The organism is Rhodococcus sp. 05-2256-B1 (assembly GCF_002258465.1).
GTDB lineage: Bacteria > Actinomycetota > Actinomycetes > Mycobacteriales > Mycobacteriaceae > Rhodococcoides > Rhodococcoides fascians.
The window spans coordinates 1-15,713 of sequence record NZ_NOZA01000017.1 but is presented as its reverse complement, the minus strand read 5'-3'; the positions used below and the strand labels follow the sequence as shown (position 1 = coordinate 15,713).

The 15,713-nt window shown below is 63.9% G+C and carries 16 protein-coding genes; 9 read left to right on the top strand and 7 right to left on the bottom strand.

Annotated features, from left to right (window positions below; all coding sequences use genetic code 11):
* Positions 1-195: 195 nt before the first annotated feature.
* The 8 genes from CH285_RS08295 to CH285_RS08260 are packed head-to-tail and all read left to right on the top strand — an operon-like array spanning position 196 to position 7,194.
* Complete coding sequence (locus tag CH285_RS08295; RefSeq protein ID WP_230592013.1) at positions 196-1,062, top strand: BtpA/SgcQ family protein; 867 nt, start codon at positions 196-198, stop codon at positions 1,060-1,062.
* A 3-nt stretch (positions 1,063-1,065) separates the two neighbouring features.
* On the top strand, positions 1,066-1,962 hold the full coding sequence (locus CH285_RS08290) for a carbohydrate kinase family protein (protein ID WP_094643299.1): 897 nt from the start codon (positions 1,066-1,068) through the stop codon (positions 1,960-1,962).
* Positions 1,959-2,972, top strand: coding sequence for a substrate-binding domain-containing protein (locus tag CH285_RS08285; RefSeq protein WP_032367057.1), 1,014 nt, complete (start codon positions 1,959-1,961; stop codon positions 2,970-2,972). Before CH285_RS08290 ends, CH285_RS08285 begins: the two co-directional genes overlap by 4 nt.
* A 4-nt stretch (positions 2,973-2,976) precedes the next feature.
* Entirely contained in the window at positions 2,977-3,762 is a 786-nt protein-coding gene (locus CH285_RS08280; RefSeq protein ID WP_032392130.1) for an ATP-binding cassette domain-containing protein, read from the top strand.
* The gene (locus CH285_RS08275; protein WP_032367059.1) at positions 3,759-4,793 is read left to right on the top strand and encodes an ABC transporter permease; all 1,035 of its coding nucleotides are present in this window, start codon (positions 3,759-3,761) and stop codon (positions 4,791-4,793) included. The genes CH285_RS08280 and CH285_RS08275 overlap by 4 nt, the downstream gene beginning before the upstream one ends.
* Positions 4,790-5,815 carry a phosphotriesterase family protein gene (locus CH285_RS08270; protein ID WP_094643298.1) on the top strand — a complete coding sequence of 342 codons (1,026 nt, stop codon included), beginning with the start codon at positions 4,790-4,792 and terminating at the stop codon, positions 5,813-5,815. The genes CH285_RS08275 and CH285_RS08270 overlap by 4 nt, the downstream gene beginning before the upstream one ends.
* 9 nt (positions 5,816-5,824) lie before the next feature.
* Complete coding sequence (locus tag CH285_RS08265; protein WP_027495427.1) at positions 5,825-6,577, top strand: glutamine amidotransferase; 753 nt, start codon at positions 5,825-5,827, stop codon at positions 6,575-6,577.
* Complete coding sequence (locus CH285_RS08260; protein ID WP_094643297.1) at positions 6,574-7,194, top strand: TenA family protein; 621 nt, start codon at positions 6,574-6,576, stop codon at positions 7,192-7,194. Before CH285_RS08265 ends, CH285_RS08260 begins: the two co-directional genes overlap by 4 nt.
* A 68-nt stretch (positions 7,195-7,262) precedes the next feature.
* Here the strand turns inward: CH285_RS08260 and CH285_RS08255 are convergent, their stop codons facing one another.
* The 7 genes from CH285_RS08255 to CH285_RS08225 form a co-directional block, all read right to left on the bottom strand.
* Positions 7,263-7,703, bottom strand: coding sequence for an Hsp20/alpha crystallin family protein (locus tag CH285_RS08255; RefSeq protein WP_027495425.1), 441 nt, complete (start codon positions 7,701-7,703; stop codon positions 7,263-7,265).
* Between the two features lie 175 nt (positions 7,704-7,878).
* A complete protein-coding gene (locus CH285_RS08250) occupies positions 7,879-9,276 on the bottom strand; it encodes an MFS transporter (protein ID WP_027495424.1) in 1,398 nt (465 codons plus the stop codon).
* A gap of 158 nt (positions 9,277-9,434) precedes the next feature.
* On the bottom strand, positions 9,435-10,094 hold the full coding sequence (eda, locus tag CH285_RS08245; protein ID WP_094621353.1) for a bifunctional 4-hydroxy-2-oxoglutarate aldolase/2-dehydro-3-deoxy-phosphogluconate aldolase: 660 nt from the start codon (positions 10,092-10,094) through the stop codon (positions 9,435-9,437).
* Entirely contained in the window at positions 10,091-11,503 is a 1,413-nt protein-coding gene (locus tag CH285_RS08240; protein ID WP_094643296.1) for a mannitol dehydrogenase family protein, read from the bottom strand. The genes eda and CH285_RS08240 overlap by 4 nt, the downstream gene beginning before the upstream one ends.
* Positions 11,500-12,435 (bottom strand): sugar kinase, encoded by a 936-nt coding sequence (locus CH285_RS08235; RefSeq protein WP_094643509.1) that lies wholly within the window; start codon positions 12,433-12,435, stop codon positions 11,500-11,502. Before CH285_RS08235 ends, CH285_RS08240 begins: the two co-directional genes overlap by 4 nt.
* Positions 12,436-12,443: 8 nt before the next feature.
* Positions 12,444-13,649 carry a D-mannonate dehydratase ManD gene (gene manD / locus CH285_RS08230; protein WP_032374833.1) on the bottom strand — a complete coding sequence of 402 codons (1,206 nt, stop codon included), beginning with the start codon at positions 13,647-13,649 and terminating at the stop codon, positions 12,444-12,446.
* Entirely contained in the window at positions 13,646-14,692 is a 1,047-nt protein-coding gene (locus CH285_RS08225; protein WP_032389682.1) for a sorbitol dehydrogenase, read from the bottom strand. Before CH285_RS08225 ends, manD begins: the two co-directional genes overlap by 4 nt.
* Before the next feature lie 119 nt (positions 14,693-14,811).
* Here CH285_RS08225 and CH285_RS08220 point away from each other — a divergent pair, with 119 nt between their 5' ends.
* The gene (locus CH285_RS08220) at positions 14,812-15,525 is read left to right on the top strand and encodes a GntR family transcriptional regulator (protein WP_032389681.1); all 714 of its coding nucleotides are present in this window, start codon (positions 14,812-14,814) and stop codon (positions 15,523-15,525) included.
* Positions 15,526-15,713 lie beyond the last annotated feature (188 nt).

Below are 15,713 nucleotides of genomic sequence, written 5' to 3'. Positions count from 1 at the left end.
CTACTCTCGCGTGTGAACCGAGGCTAGCGAACCGCACGGTCGCTTGCGATGCTGTTTGCACAGTAGAGGTAATCGTTTACATAAACGACTCAAGAATTCCTTGACACGCCCCGGTGTCGATCCCCTACGGTGCATACATACGAGGCAATCGATTACATCGCCTTGGTCGATGCCCACACCAGAGGAGCTCCTTACGTGAGTACGTCCCCGTCGGATCCGAACCCCTCAGCTTCGCTGGGGGTATTTCCGACAAAGCCGTCGGCGCTGGCCGAGATGTTCACCTCCGCACCCGCACTCATCGGCGCGATCCACCTACCCGCACTGCCGGGCAGCCCGCACTACAAGGGCCAGCCCGTCTCCGAGATCGCAGGCTTCGCCGTGGAGGAGGCGCACGCGTACATCGACAACGGATTCGATGGCGTCATCGTCGAAAATCATTGGGACATACCCTTCCTCAAGCCCGGAGAGCACGGATACGAAACAGCGGCCAGCATGGGCGTCGTCACCGCCTCCGTCGTCGGTGAGTTCGGCAGCAGAGTCGGAGTATCAATCCTGTCCAACGCGGGCGAATGCGGCGTGGCCGCAGCGTGGGCCGCCGGAGCGAGCTTCGTGCGGGTCAACCAGTGGGCAAACGCCTACATCGCCAACGAGGGATTCATCGAAGGCCAGGCAGCCAAGACCACCCGCTTTCGCCACCGCATCGGTGCCGACCCGGTCAAGATCTTCGCCGACGTTCACGTCAAGCACGGTGCCCACGCCATCGTTGCCGATCGCACCATCGCCGAACAGACCGAGGACGCAGAATTCTTCGACGCAGACGTGCTCATCGCAACCGGCTCGAGAACCGGTGACGCCGCCTCGGTCGACGAGGTGTCGGTCATCAAGAACAACACGGTCCTCCCCGTCATCATCGGATCGGGAATCACGGCGGCCAACGTCGCCGACCTGATGAACGAATGCGACGGTGCCATCATCGCTTCTTCGGTGAAGGAGAATGCACGCTGGTGGGGCCGGGTCTCCGGCGAGAAGGTTCGCGACGTGTCCCGCGCAGCCGGGAAGTAGACGATGATCGTATTTTTCGGCTACGCCAACAACGATGTCACGGTTCATGTTCCGCATGTTCCGACCCTCGGAGAGAGGGTGCAGGCCACGACGATCGAGTCGATCGACGGCGGCATGAATGCCAACGCCGCAGTGTCGGCAGCCCGCATGGGAGCCCGCGTCGCGTTCGCCGGCGCGGTGGGCCCGGACATTCGATCCTCCGAATTCCTCGCGGCCCTCGAACGCGACGGAGTCGACACCAGCTGGGCACCGCGCGACGCATTCCTCTCCACCGCAGTGGTTCTCATCGCCGACGGCGGGGACCGATCGATCATCAGCCAGGACGACGCCAACGACGCAGGCAGACTACGCACGGTCCTCGACAAGCTCTCGATCGACGGTGGACGCGTGTTCCTCGACGGCTACCGCGCATCGATGCTCCCACCCACGCTCCCCGACAACGTCGGCCTCGCCATCGACCTCGACGGCTGCGACGACGTCGACGCCGCACTGCACGCATTTGCCCTTGCCGACCACGTCATCGTCGGACGCAGTCTGTGGCAGAACAGCTTCGGCATTCCAGCCGAACGGTGGCCGATACTGACCGCCGAGCACGACACCCACCTCGTCGTCACCGACGGCGAACGCGGGTGGACCCTGGTCACACCCTCGGGTGAGACCATCACCGAACCGGCAGTACCGGTCGACGTCATAGATGCCGTCGGAGCCGGAGACTGCTTCTGCGGCACCTACATCGCCTTCATCGACGCGGGCGAACCCCCGATCCACGCAGCCCGAATGGCGGGAATCTCGGCAGCACTCGCCTGCGCCACAGCCGGACCACGCGGATGCCCCACGCCGACCGAACTCACCGACTTCACGACCACGCTCGCCACTGTCGACCTTCAGGAGACCCGATGATCAAACGCGCACTCCCCCTCGTTCTCGGTGCCGCACTCGCGCTCACCCTCACCTCGTGCGACTCCGCATCCAGCAGCGACACCGCGGGCGGAACCGACGCAGCCGCGTCGAGCATCCCGGATCCGAGCCGCGTCGCCGATTCGTGCGACGGCAAGAACGGCACCCTCAAGGTCGGCCTCGTCACCATCAACCTGCAGGCCCTGTTCTTCAACCAGATCAACAACGCAGCCCAGAAGATCGCCGACCAGACCGGCGTCGAACTGCAGATCATCAGCGGCAACGACGACTCGGTCAGCCAGGCCAACGCTTTCGACAACCTCATCGCCTCGGGCGTCGACGCGATCATCGTCGATGCCATCGACACGGACGGCATCAAGCCCTCGATCGTCAAGGCCGATGCTGCGGGCATCCCGGTCGTCGCAGTCGACGCGACCGTCGACGATCCTGCCGTGGACACGCAGGTCGGCACCGCCAACGCCGAAGGCGGCGTTCAGATCGGCGACACCCTCACTGCGTTGGCGAACAACACCGGCACCGTGGGAATCGTCGGCGCACTCAACAGCACCATCCAACTCGAACGTCAGAAGGGCTTCACCGATACCGTCTCGGCGGCCGGGATGACCGTCGGCACCGTGGTCGACGGCCGCAACATCCAGGAGAACGCGCAGACCGCAGCCGAGAACCTGCTCACCGGCAACCCGGACATGCAGTACGTGTACGCCACCGGGGAGCCTGCTCTGATCGGATTGGTCGCCGCGGTGAACAGCCAGAACGCCCAGGACCGAATTCAGGCCGTCGGCTGGGATCTGTCCGATCAGGCCGTCTCCGCTCTCAACGCAGGGTGGCTGAAAGGCGTCGTGCAGCAGAACACCTTCGAGTTCGGCTACGAGGCCATGAATGCCGCCATCGACCTCGGCTGCGGACGGACCGCACCCGCTGACATCCCGGTACCGACCCAGATCGTCACTCCGGAGAACGTCGGCGACTACATGTACTACCTGGAGAAGTAGCCCTATGGCACAACAAGACCTGACGGTCGCGCCACTGATCGAACTCTCGGGAATCACCAAATCGTACGGCCCGGTGAAATCGCTTCGCGGAGTCGACCTTCGACTCGCCCGCGGCGAAGTACTCGGCGTCGTCGGAGACAACGGCGCCGGCAAGTCGACGCTCATGAAAATCCTTGCCGGTGCCGTCCAACACGACGGTGGCGAGATGCGCGTCAACGGAGAACCCGTGCGCTTCTCGACACCGCTGGACGCACAACAGAAGAAAATCGGCATCGTCTACCAAGACCTCGCCCTCTGCGACACCTTGGACGTCGCAAGCAATCTGTTCCTCGGCCGCGAGCCACGCAAGGGGCCGTTCCTCGATCGCCACGGGATGCACGAACGTTCCGCCAAAATTCTGGCGGACCTGCACGTGAAGGTGAAGTCGACCTACCAGGAGATCGGGCAACTCTCCGGTGGGCAACGCCAGACGGTAGCCATCGCACGCGCGGTCTCGTTTCGACCGGACGTGTTGATTCTGGACGAACCCACCGCCGCTCTTGCTGTGGCAGAGGTGGAATCGGTTCTGAAGCTCATCACCGACGTCGCAGCCCAAGGCGTCGGAGTCATCCTGGTGACGCACCGCCTACAGGACCTGTTCCGGGTCTGCGACCGCATCACCGTCATGTACGAGGGGCAGAGCGTCGACGATGTTCCGATCGGCGATCTGAACATCGAGTCGCTCGTCGGATTGATCACGCGCACGCCGGTTCCCCAGCGTTCACCCTCCTCGCCGGAAGGCCGCCCATGATCACCGTGGACAAGAAAGCCCAGCCGACCGTGGAGAAACTCGCGGCTCGCCCGACTCTGTGGCAGCAGACCAACAAGCCGACCCTGGCCATGCTCGCGGTCACCATCGCAGTGGCCCTGGTGTTCTCGGTGACGACGTCCTCGTTCTTGACCTTCACCAACATCTCGAATCTCGCGACGCAGATTGCTCCGGTTCTCATCATCGCCGTCGCCATGACGTTCGTGATCACCACCGGTCAGATCGATCTGTCGGTCGGAGCGACCGTTGCCTTCGTCGCCGCGATGAGCGCCGAACTCATCCAAGCCGGAGTCGACTCGTCGGTGGTATTCGTCGCGGCACCTCTGATGGGTGCCGCATGGGGCTTGGTCAACGGTTGGCTCGCCGCGTATCAGGGCATTCCGCCGTTCATCGTCACCCTGGCGACCCTGTCGATCATTCGCGGCATCGCGTTGTACAGGACCGAGGGCTTCTCGGTACCGATCACTCCCGGTACCGCCTTCGCGAAACTGGGTACGGCGTCGTGGCTTGGCTTTTCGGCAAGCGCATGGATTGCTCTGGCCGTAGTGATCGTCGGCGCTGTTGCGCTCAACCGCACACGATTCGGCCGCTACGTCACCGGAATCGGCTCGAACGTCGAATCCGTCCGACGCTCCGGCGTCAACACCCGTCGCGTGCTGATGATGACCCTGGTGTTCACCGGGCTCGCCGCGGGCATCGCGGGCCTATTGATCGCTGCACGACTCGGATCGGGATCGGCCAACTCCGCCAATGGTTTCGAGCTCACCGTCATCACCGCAGTGGTGTTGGGAGGCACCAACCTGTTCGGCGGCCGGGGAACGGTCATCGGCACCGTCATCGGTGCAGTGTTGACCGGCATCATCGCCAACGGCCTGACGCTACTCGGTGTGAGCCCGTTCCTGACACCGATCATCACCGGTGTCGTTCTGCTCGTTGCCATCTGGATCAACATGCGCGGGCACTCTCTGGCTTCGCTGTTCAAGCACCTGCAGAGCGCACCGGGTAAGCAATGATCGTCCAGACCGTCACCGGGCCGATCGACTCCAGCGAACTGGGACTGGTGCTACCGCACGAGCATCTGCACAACGACGCCTCGGCCGCGTATTCCGAAGCTGCCGACCCGGCTCTGGCGCAGTTGCTGTCCGGTCCGGTATCGGCGGACCGCGCCTGGCTGCTGCACGACAACCCGTACCACAGCGCAGACAACTGCCGAGTGGACGACGCGGCGGCCGTACTCGACGACCTGAAAGTGTTCGCGGACAACGGCGGTACCACGGTCGTCGACCTCACGCCGCCGGGCATCGGGCGGCGACCCGAGATCCTCGAGCACTACTCACGCGAGACCGGAGTACGCGTCGTCATGGGTTCGGGCTGGTATCTCGAACCCACGCACCCGCCCGAGGTCACCGCGCTCGGTATCGACAACCTCGCGGCCCGGCTCATCGCCGAATTCACCGGCGACGGGCCGCGGCCGGGGGTGATCGGTGAGATCGGCGTTTCGCCGTCGTTCACCGACGCCGAGGCCAAAGCGCTGAGAGCCGCCTGCATCGCCCAAAGAGAAACCTACGTACCCTTGTTCGTCCATCTCCCGGGCTGGCAACGCAGAGGGCATCAAGTCCTCGACATCGTCGTGGACGAGATGGGTGTCGACCCGGCAGCTGTGGTGCTCTGCCACATGGACCCCTCGGGCGACGACCCCGACTATCAGTGCGCCCTCGCCGATCGCGGAGTCTTCCTCGAGTTCGACATGATCGGCATGCCCTTCGAGTTCGCAGGCGAGGGCCAGTCGCCGTCGCCCGCCGATACGGCGTTCGCGATCTGCGGCCTCGTCGGTGGCGGCTATCGATCCCAGTTGCTGCTCAGTCACGATCTGTTTCTCAAGTCGATGCTCCGCAAGTTCGGTGGCAACGGATTGGCCTACGTTCCAGTCTCTTTCGCAGCGCGGCTGGTCCGCAGCGGAATGGACGCACACCACGTCTCCTCGCTCATGCAGGACAACCCCAGGTCGCTCTTCGAGAGCGCCGGAAAAGGATAGAGAACCACCATGGGTAAGAAAGTTCTGATCGCCGGCGAAAGCTGGATGACCTCGTCCACCCACGTCAAAGGCGTCGACGAATTCACCGTCCATTCCTATGTCGAAGGGGTCGGACCCCTGCGTGACGCACTCACCTCGCGTGGGCACGAAGTGGTTCACATGCCCGCGCACCTCGTTCCCACACAATTCCCCGGCACGGCCGAGGCCCTGTCCGAGTTCGACGTCATTGTGCTCTCGGACATCGGAGCCAATTCGATTCAGCTCGCGCCCAACGTGTTCGACCGCTTCCAGGCCGGCGACGACAGGCTTGCCGCACTGCGTGAGTGGGTGAGCAGCGGAGGAGGACTGATCATGATCGGCGGGTACCTGTCGTTCTCCGGTTTCCAAGCGCGCGCCGCGTATCGGCAGACTGTGCTCGCCGACGTATTGCCGGTGACACTGCTGGCCGAAGACGACCGAGTCGAGGCTCCCGGCGGAATGGTTCCCGATGTCGTCGACAGCACGCACGCCGCACTGGGTGCCAGCGGAACACAGTGGCCCGCCTTGCTCGGTTACAACCGAGTGGTACCGAAGGAGGGCGCTGCCGTGCCCGCCACCATCAATGGAGATCCGCTCGTCGCGGTCGGCGAATACGGCTCGGGCCGATCTGCGGTCTTCACCTCCGATTGCTCGCCGCACTGGGCCCCGCCCGAGTTCTGCGAACAATGGCCCGGTTACACCGACCTGTTCGACGGCTTGATCACGTGGGTTGCCGGCGCGTGACCCGCTCGCAGCAACTCGTCGAGCGTCAACAGCCCAACCTCGCTGCTGCTCAGCAAGTTCGGTTCATCGTGCAATCGACGGACGGATCACTCTCCGATGGGGACTTTCGAAGGTACCTGGTGATCGAGGAGGCGTTCGTACTCACTGCAGTCCGCATTCTGGGGCTGGTCGTCGCGGAGTCGACGTCGTTGGACGACGCGTCGGATCATGTGATGTCGATGTCGAACCTCGTCGGAGAACAGCGAGCGTACTTCGCCGGTCTCCGCGAGAAGTTTCCGTTCGACGGCAATACCGAAGAGTTGATCGCGAGTTCCTCGGCGCTGTCGGACTATGCCCTCGGACTCGCGCAGCGAGAAGGTAGAAGTGCCGCTCTGGTAGCGATGTTCGCCGCCGAGACTCTGTACTTGTCGTGGTGCCGAACTGCGATGAGGTTCTCCACCGAACGCGAACCGGCACTTCAGGAATGGATTGCGATGCACACTCGATCAGCGTTTGCCGCTCAGGTCGACGCTCTGGCCCGAGAAGTCGACCGGATGGCCGCCGTGGACGACGAGACACTCGACAGGTGGTTCGAGGGGATGCTGGCCGCCGAGAACAAATTTCACAACGCAGTGTGAGTGCCTGCGGCAGTGGTGCGGTTATGTGCCCTGGGCGGCGCATTGCCGCACCACTGCGCGAAGCGCACTCAGCTCTTCTGCGGCTCGATGGTCTTCTGCGTGTTGTCGTGAGCGATCTCGATCTTGCGCGGCTTCGCCCGCTCCGCCAGCGGGATGGTGACCGTCAGGACGCCGTTGTCGTAGGAGGCCGAGATCTTCTCCGCGTCGACGCCGTCTCCCAGGGAGAGTTGCCGACGGTACGTTCCGGCGAACCGCTCCGACGAAAGCCACTGCACACCATCACTACTCGGAGCGGTGCGATGTGCCGTCAGAGTGAGGGTGCCGCGGTCGATGTCGACGTCGATGGAGCCGGGATCGACGCCGGGTAGGTCGGCGTTGAGTACGTAATGGTCGTCGAGCTTGTACAGATCCATCGGCATGAATCTGGGCGCACGGTCCGAACCACTGGTCGCGCCGAGCATGCCGGCAGCAATGGAGTCGAGGTCACGGAACGGATCGAAGCGAAGCACAGCAACCACCTCCTGTACGACGAAGCGTCCGCCCCTGTGGCGGGCCGCCCTTCACTGTGCAGAACCCAAATTAGCACTCTCCGCCGGAGAGTGCCAAGAGGGTTGTTCGATTTTTTCCGGCCCAATTGCCCTGCAGTGGTGCAGCTATGGGCTCAACTGCACCACTGCGGACATCTCAGGCTGCGTCGGCCAGTCTGACGAGATCGCGACCCTTGGTTTCCGGTGCCAGGTAGGCCGACACCAGGGTGATCGCGGAGTAGATCACGAGCATCGCCGCGATGGGCCACCAGCTACCGGTCCATGCGGTGAGGCTGGCCGCGAGCAGCGGTCCGATGGCAGTGGCGAGAATGCCGCCGATCTCCTTGGACAGCGCGAGCTGCGTGAAGCGGGTACGTGCGCCGAACAGCTCCGCCATCGTCACGCTTTCGAGCGAGAACAGGCCCAGCACACCGAGGTTCAGAGCAAGAACCATTGCGACGACGAGGGCTACGGTGTTGCCGCTGGTGACCATCAGCATCAGCGGGAACGCCAGAATCATGGTGAGGGCGCTGAGCACCATGTACATCGGACGGCGGCCGAACTTGTCGCCCAGGATTCCGATGATCGGAATGGTGGCGAATCCGATGAGCGAGCCGTAGACGATCGCGCTGGTGGCGATGGAACGATCGATCAGCAGCGTCGACGCGATGTAACCGACCAGGAACGTCTGAATCAGTCCGGAGTTGCCCGCCTGACCGAACCGCAGACCCAGCGCGATGAAGAACGCGCGCCCCTTCTTCTGCTTGAGACCGGACTCGAGAACGCTGACCTTCACGTCCTCGTCGGTCTTCTCGATCTCGTCGCGCGAGAGAGCCACACCGTCGACCACATCGGCACGCTCCTCGAAGACCGGGCTTTCCTTCAGGTTCGAGCGCAACCACACCGCGAAGATCATCAGGAAGAAGCTCGCGAGGAACGGCACTCGCCAGCCCCAGCTGAGCAACTGATCCTCGGACAGGACAGCGAGCAGCAGGGCCCAGATAGCCGAGGCCGCAAGGGTTCCGGAGTTGGTTCCCAGAGAGACCAGCGATGCGATGAGGCCTCGACGCTTGTCCGGTGCGTATTCGACCAACATGACCGTCGCCCCGGCGATTTCGGCTCCGGCGCCGAATCCCTGGATGAGGCGAAGGGCGACGAGCAGGATCGGTGCCATGATGCCGATCGCGTCGTACGTCGGCAGTGCGCCGATGAGGGTGGTGGATGCGCCCATCATGGCAATGGTGATGAACAGGACCTTCTTTCGACCGATCCGATCGCCCATCCGGCCGAAGTAGATGGCACCGACCAGGCGGGCCACGTAGCCGACACCGTAGGTGGCCATGGCGGCGATCAAGCCGATCGCCGGGCTCACGTCGGGGAAGAAGATGCGATTGAAAACGATTGCGGCGGCGAGCGAATACAGCTGGAAGTCCATGAACTCCATTGCCGTACCCAGCCAACCGGACATCGCCGCCTTGGTGAGGTCTTTAGTGCTGCGAGTCGGGACGGCGGTGTTACCGCGATCGTCCGTCGACTCGTTGGTGTCCTGTGACATCCGAAGCTCCATTGCTGGTGATGATCGATGAGTTCATGATGCGAGTTCGCCGCGGCCTCCGCGAGACCTGTGCCTCATCGAGGAGGGTTGGTGGCGCTCGCCACAGTGATATACAAGCACTGTTATACCAATACGTCAATGACCCTTCGCGAACCGAACTACGCGGTGCCGAGCGCACTCGCAGAACGGGCCAGTTCCTCTATCGCGGCCCAGTCCCCCGCCTGCACCAATGAGCGCGGGGTGAGCCAGCTACCGCCGACACACACCACATTCGGCAACGCCAGGTAGTCGACGGCGTTCTGCGGGGTGATCCCACCGGTGGGGCAGAACGTCAAGTGCGGCAACGGGCCTGCCAGCGCGCCCAGTGCCGCTGCGCCACCGGAGAACTCGGCGGGAAAGAACTTCATCTCGGTCGATCCGGCCTCGGCAACGGTCATCGCCTCGGTCGCAGTCGACACGCCCGACAGAACAGGCACCGGTAGCGTGCGTACCGCGTCGAGGAGACCCTTCGACGATCCGGGTGAGACCAGGAATCTCGAGCCGGCATCCACCGATCTCATGGCATCGTCGCGGTTCAACACCGTTCCCGCGCCGATGACCACTTCCGGCACGTCCGCAGCGATTGCCGCAATGGCACCGAGCCCGGCCTCGGACCGCAACGTCATCTCGATGATGCCGATACCGCCCGCATAGAGTGCACGCGCCAGCGGCACTGCGTCCTCGACCCGATCGATGACCACCACAGGAATCACCGGGCTCACGCGCAATACGTCGCGAGCGGTAAGGCTTTCGCCAGAAATAGTGGGTTCGAAGGTCATACGAGTACTCGTTTCCACTCGCCGAGCGAGTTGGTCCGTAGGAAGTCGGTCCACGCAACGACCTGCGTGCCGAACGGTGACGTGGGCCCGAGATCGGACCCGAAGATGGACTCGACAGCGAGCAGGTCCGACGCCGACCCGGCCCGAGCCAACTGCGCCGACAACGGATCGTCCAGTGCACGTCCGGCTTCCGTCTCGGCCAGAACGAAGGCGCACCAGGCTGCGACGGCAAGGGCGAGCATGTCCGTCGAACCACCGGCGTCTGTGGCGTCCCGCACGGTTCCGAGTAGGCGCGGTCCGAGCTTCTGCGATCCGTCCATCGCCACCTGCCGGGTGGTGTGTTTCAGCGCCGGATTGGCGAATCGTGCGCGGACCTCGTTGCCGTAGCCGACAGCGTCCATTCCGCCGGTCGTCGTCGGTGCCACGTCTCGGAGAACCATGGCCCGGCAGATCTCGTCGAGCTCCGGATCCTGGACCGCCTCCGCGATGGTGTTGTGTCCAAGCAGAATTCCGAGGTAGGCCAACACCGAGTGAGTGGCATTGAGGACGCGCAACTTCATGGTCTCCCACGGCTCCACGTCGTCGACGAACTGCACGCCCACTCGATCCCAGGCCGGACGCGGACCAGCGAAATTGTCCTCGATCACCCATTGCCGGAAGGGCTCGCACACCACCAGGGCATCGTCGCGCAGTCCCGTTCTTCGTTCGTTGTCCGCCCTGTCCTCATCAGTGGTAGCCGGCACGATTCGATCGACCATGCTGCTGGGGAATGTGACTCGACGCGAGATCCATTCGGCCAGGCCGTCGTTCATGCCGCGGGCCTCGACGAAAGCACTGACGAGTTCGGACAGAATCCGCCCGTTCGACGGTAGGTTGTCGCAACACAACACCGTGAGAGGCGCATCGCCCGCCATGCGTCGAGCCAGGCCCGCCACCAACTGTCCGGCAACGGTGCGCGGCGGCCTGCCGGCCAGATCCGCCGCGATCTCCGGATCGTCCAGGCGCAATCGACCCGACGCGGGGTCGAGTCGATAGCCCTTCTCGGTCACCGTCAGCGTGACGATGTGCGTTGCGGGATCGGCGATGGCCTCGACCACCGCGTCGGGGTTCGCGGCTGCGTTCCGTACGGCGAGCATCGAACCGACGACGGTCGCCGTCGTCTCCTCGGTTCCCTTCTGCACCAGGGTGAACAACCCGTCCTGTGGGGCAAGCTGTTCCACCACGGTGTTACTGCGCTGGGTGAAACCGGTGATGCCCCAATTGGTCTCACCGGTCAGCAGCGCCGCCTCGGAGGTGAACGCGGCCTGATGCGCCCGATGGAATGCCCCGACGCCGAGATGCACGATTCCGCTGGCGGTGGGACGAACGACCTCGGCGGTCGCATCGGACAATCGCGTGGCCACCGTCATGTCGTCACTCGTTCTCTGTGACGTCGGATTTCGGACAGCGGTGCGATGAGACCAGTGCCGCCCCGCCCGCCGACGCTCAGCGATGCCGCAGCAGCTGCCATGGCCGCCGCCTCGCGAAGATCGTCGCCGAGAGCGAGACGCGCCGTCAGGGTGCCGGCGAACACATCACCGGCACCGGTCTGATCGATGACCTCGAGCGCGGGGATCACCGGCTGGTGCGACGTCCCCGCAGCGGTGAAGATGCTGGACCCTTCGGACCCTCGCGTGACCACCACGGAACGTGCACCCCAGCTCATCAGGAAAGCTGCAGCAGCCTCCGGTTCGGTTGTGCCCAGGAGCAATTCGATCTCGCTCGGTGCCGATGGCACCATCACCTCGGTACAGGGAGCAACGCTCTGCAGGAATGCGCGGGCCTCGTCGGCCGTGGTCAACCTGGGGCGAAAGTTGGGGTCGTAGACGAATCTGCCCGAGCGCTGCGCCGCGTGCAGCATCGTGCGGGCGAGCGTCGGCGACAGTGCCGCAGCGATTCCGCCGCCCAGCACGGCACCCGCCTGCTCGATCACACCCTCGGGCAGGTCTGCCACATCGAGCTGACTGCCCACCGATCCGGCTCGGGCATAGGAGAACTGGCGATTCCCCTCCGGATCGATGTGCAGGAAATAGACACCCTGCTGTCCGGGAACTCGCCGAATGTAGGTGTCGTCGATACCGAGTTCACGAATTCGCCGACAGACGGCGTCGCCGAGCTCGTCGTCGGATACCCGCGCGATCAGCGCGACCGAGGCACCCGCGGCCGCGGCAGCGGCACCTGCGTTGACGACATCTCCCGACACCCCGAGCACCCCGTGCGCTCCGTGTCGGAAGGCCTCGGTGGTCGAGACCTCGACGAGGGGCTCGCCGAGCAGGACGACATCGAATTGCGTTGTGGTCATGTGGCGCTTCACCAATCGTGCATGCTGCCGTCGAGACGGCGATTGACGGGCAGATACTTGGGGTTGTACGGGTACTTCGCGGCGGCCTCTTCGTTCACCTCGACGCCGATGCCCGGCTTGTTTCCCGGGTGCATGAAACCGTCGGTGAAGGTGTAGCTGGTCTGGAACACATCGCCGGTCGGGTCGACGTGACCCATGTACTCCTGCACGCCGAAGTTCGGGATCGACAGATCGACATGCAATGCGGCTGCGAGGGAGACGGGCGAAAGATCGCCCGCACCATGAGATCCGGACCGAACGCCGTAGAGATCCGCCAACGAGAAGATTCTGCGCAGATGGGTGATGCCGCCGGCGTGTGAGACCGACGCTCGGATGTAGTCGATCCACCGGTTGGTGATCAGATCCTGGCAGTCCCAGATCGAGTTGAAGATCTCGCCGACGGCGATGGGGGTGGTCGTGTGTTGGCGAATGGTGGCGAAGGCGCTCTGATCCTCGGCTGGAGTGGGATCCTCGATCCAGAACATCCGCATCTCTTCGAGGTCGCGACCCAGGCGTCCGGCCTCGATCGGACTCAGACGGTGATGCACGTCGTGCAGGAGATGGAAGTCGAACCCGTGACGTTCGCGCACGGCACCGAGCATCTGCGGTGCGAACCGCATGTACGGGGCGGTATCCCACGAATCTTCCTGCGGCGCAGCGCCGGATGCGGGTTCGTAGAAGCCGTCGACCGGAATTCCGTAGGTCTTCTTGAGACCGGGAATGGCCGACTGGGCACGAATTGCTTTGTAGCCCTTGTCGAGATGCGCTTGGACGTCGTCGAGCATCTCTTCGATGCTACCGCCGCTGGCGTGCCCGTAGACCATGATCCCGTCTCGTGCAGCACCACCGAGGAGCTGGTAGACCGGCATATCGGCGGCCTTGCCCTTGATGTCCCACAGTGCGACGTCGACGGCTGCGATGGCCGTCATGGTCACCGGCCCACGTCGCCAGTAGGCACCCTTGTACAGGTACTGCCAGATGTCTTCGATCCGATGGGGATCGCGTCCGATCAGAAGTGGCGCAATGTGGTCCTTCAAGTACGACTCGACTGCGAGCTCGCGTCCGTTCAGCGTCGCATCACCCCACCCGACGATGCCCTCGTCGGTGGTGATCTTGAGCGTGACGTAGTTGCGGCCCGGAGCCGTCACGATGACGGTGGCATCGATGATTTTCATTGCGGTCCTTGCGAAGTGGTGTCGATGACGATCTTGAGCTGGCTGGGGTCGGTGAGCGCGGCCTCGAGCGCTGCGGCAGATTCGGCCAACGGGTACGTCGATGTGACGAGCGCCGCGAGGTCCACTCGCGCCGATCCGGCGAGTGCGATCGCGTCGGCGAATGCCGAGGGGCCGTAACGGAAGCACCCGCGGATGTCGAGCTCCCAGCGTTGCACTGCTCCGATGGGGAATTCGGCAGACGCGCGTCCGGGCACGCCGACGAGCGCCAGAATTCCTGCCGGGCCGAGTGAGCGTGCCGCGTCGGCAATGGCTCCGGGGTGTCCCGAGCAGTCGAAGGCGATGTCGAAAGCGCCTTCCGGCAGTGCGTCGTCGCCGGAACGCAACGTCGTGGTTGCACCCAGCGCTGCCGCGACCTCGAGCCGAGCGGGTGCGACGTCGGTGATGGTCGTCTCCGACGCGCCCAGGGCGATGACCGTCTGCAGAACCAACAGACCGATGGGCCCGGCACCGGTGATCGCGATGCGCTTGCCCAACACGGAGCCGACTCTGGCGGCAGCCCACGCTGCGACGGCCAGGGGCTCGATGAGCGCTGCGACATCGTCGTCGATCGAATCCGGGAGTGGGTGCGCGAATTCGTTTGCGAGAACGACGGATTGCCGCAGCAGTCCGTGGTTCGGTGGGGATCCGAAACAGACAACGCTGGGGCAGACGTTGTAGTGACCGCTCAGGCTCAGCGGTGAGGTGCCGTTCGGAATCGCGGGTTCGATGGCCACTCGCTGGCCGATCCGGTCCTGGGACACGCCCGCGCCGACCTCGGTGACGACCCCGAATCCCTCGTGGCCCAAGACGGTGGGCTGCGTCAGCGAGTTGGAGCCGTTGCGGCCGTCGGCGTAGTAGTGCAGGTCCGAGCCACACAGGCTCACGCCGTGTACCTCCACCCTGACCTGGCTGTCGCCGACCTGCATACGGTCGATCTTCTCGATCCGCAGGTCACGTGGACCGTGTAGGACGGCTGCCTCGTCGTTGCCGCTGATCACTGCCATCGCTGTAGAGCCTCCGCCGTAGTGCCTTGAATATCAGTACTACCATACTAGTGATGGGCAGCACTTCGTCAAGGCTTCGGCCCTGTGGGTCACCGACGAGGTCACGTTAGTCTTGACCGGTGAGCACACAGAGCAGCAGGAAAGTCACCGCACGGGAGCGGGCGTACCGAGAATTGCGCCTACGCATCGTGTCGCTGACGCTCCCCCCGGGTAGCCCGCTGTCGGAGAACGACCTCGCCGAGCAGATGTCCGTGAGCCGCACACCCGTCCGCGAAAGCTTGATCCTGTTGGCCGAAGAGGGTCTGGTTCAGGTCTTCCCACAACTCGGCACCTTCGTCTCGCGGGTCGACACCGACCGTGTTGCCGATGCCCAATTCGTCCGGGAGGCAATCGAAACCGCATCTTTGAAAGATGCAGTCACCTCCCGTTCGGACGAGGACCTCGCTGCGTTGCGCGCCAATCTGGCAGCGCAGGCCGAGCCTGGAATCGACATGGACCAATTCTTCGAATTGGACGAGCAATTCCACCAGCTACTCCTCGCAGCCGGAGGACATTCCGCCGCATGGCGATCCGTCGAATCCGCGAAAGCTCATCTGGACCGGGCCCGACGACTCGGTCTGCGCGATACCCGTCCCATCCCCGACCTCATCGAACAACACACCGCAATAGTCGACGGCCTCGAAGCCCGAGACTTCGAGGCCGCCGCCCAGTCGATGCGCGAGCACCTGCGCGCCGTGTTCGCCGACGTCGAATACATCAAGAGCAAAAGCCCACACCTGTTCTCCAACAGCAACGAACGCCCGACGCGCAAAGTCGTCTCCAGCTGGGAATGAGTGCGGCTGCGCCGCAGTGGTGCGATTATGTGCCCTCGAGGGGCTGTTGCATTTTGTGTGAGCGGTAGTTCGACGTTGTAAAGGGGTGGCTCGGGTTCGATGCCCGGGTCACCTCTTTTTCGGCCCTGGGGTGCTCATTCAGGCCAGCGCTACGGTGTGTGTTGCGGTCAGGTGGGTGAGAATCTTGC

Bases quoted from the DNA above. Each gene is read 5' to 3' on its own strand.
- CH285_RS08285 (WP_032367057.1), top strand. From the start codon at position 1,959: ATGATCAAACGCGCACTCCCCCTCGTTCTCGGTGCCGCACTCGCGCTC.
- CH285_RS08235 (WP_094643509.1), bottom strand. From the start codon at position 12,435: ATGACCACAACGCAATTCGATGTCGTCCTGCTCGGCGAGCCCCTCGTC.
- eda (WP_094621353.1), bottom strand. From the start codon at position 10,094: ATGACCTTCGAACCCACTATTTCTGGCGAAAGCCTTACCGCTCGCGAC.
- CH285_RS08265 (WP_027495427.1), top strand. From the start codon at position 5,825: ATGGGTAAGAAAGTTCTGATCGCCGGCGAAAGCTGGATGACCTCGTCC.
- CH285_RS08275 (WP_032367059.1), top strand. From the start codon at position 3,759: ATGATCACCGTGGACAAGAAAGCCCAGCCGACCGTGGAGAAACTCGCG.
- CH285_RS08240 (WP_094643296.1), bottom strand. From the start codon at position 11,503: ATGACGGTGGCCACGCGATTGTCCGATGCGACCGCCGAGGTCGTTCGT.
- CH285_RS08225 (WP_032389682.1), bottom strand. From the start codon at position 14,692: ATGGCAGTGATCAGCGGCAACGACGAGGCAGCCGTCCTACACGGTCCA.
- CH285_RS08290 (WP_094643299.1), top strand. From the start codon at position 1,066: ATGATCGTATTTTTCGGCTACGCCAACAACGATGTCACGGTTCATGTT.
- manD (WP_032374833.1), bottom strand. From the start codon at position 13,649: ATGAAAATCATCGATGCCACCGTCATCGTGACGGCTCCGGGCCGCAAC.
- CH285_RS08270 (WP_094643298.1), top strand. From the start codon at position 4,790: ATGATCGTCCAGACCGTCACCGGGCCGATCGACTCCAGCGAACTGGGA.
- CH285_RS08250 (WP_027495424.1), bottom strand. From the start codon at position 9,276: ATGTCACAGGACACCAACGAGTCGACGGACGATCGCGGTAACACCGCC.
- CH285_RS08280 (WP_032392130.1), top strand. From the start codon at position 2,977: ATGGCACAACAAGACCTGACGGTCGCGCCACTGATCGAACTCTCGGGA.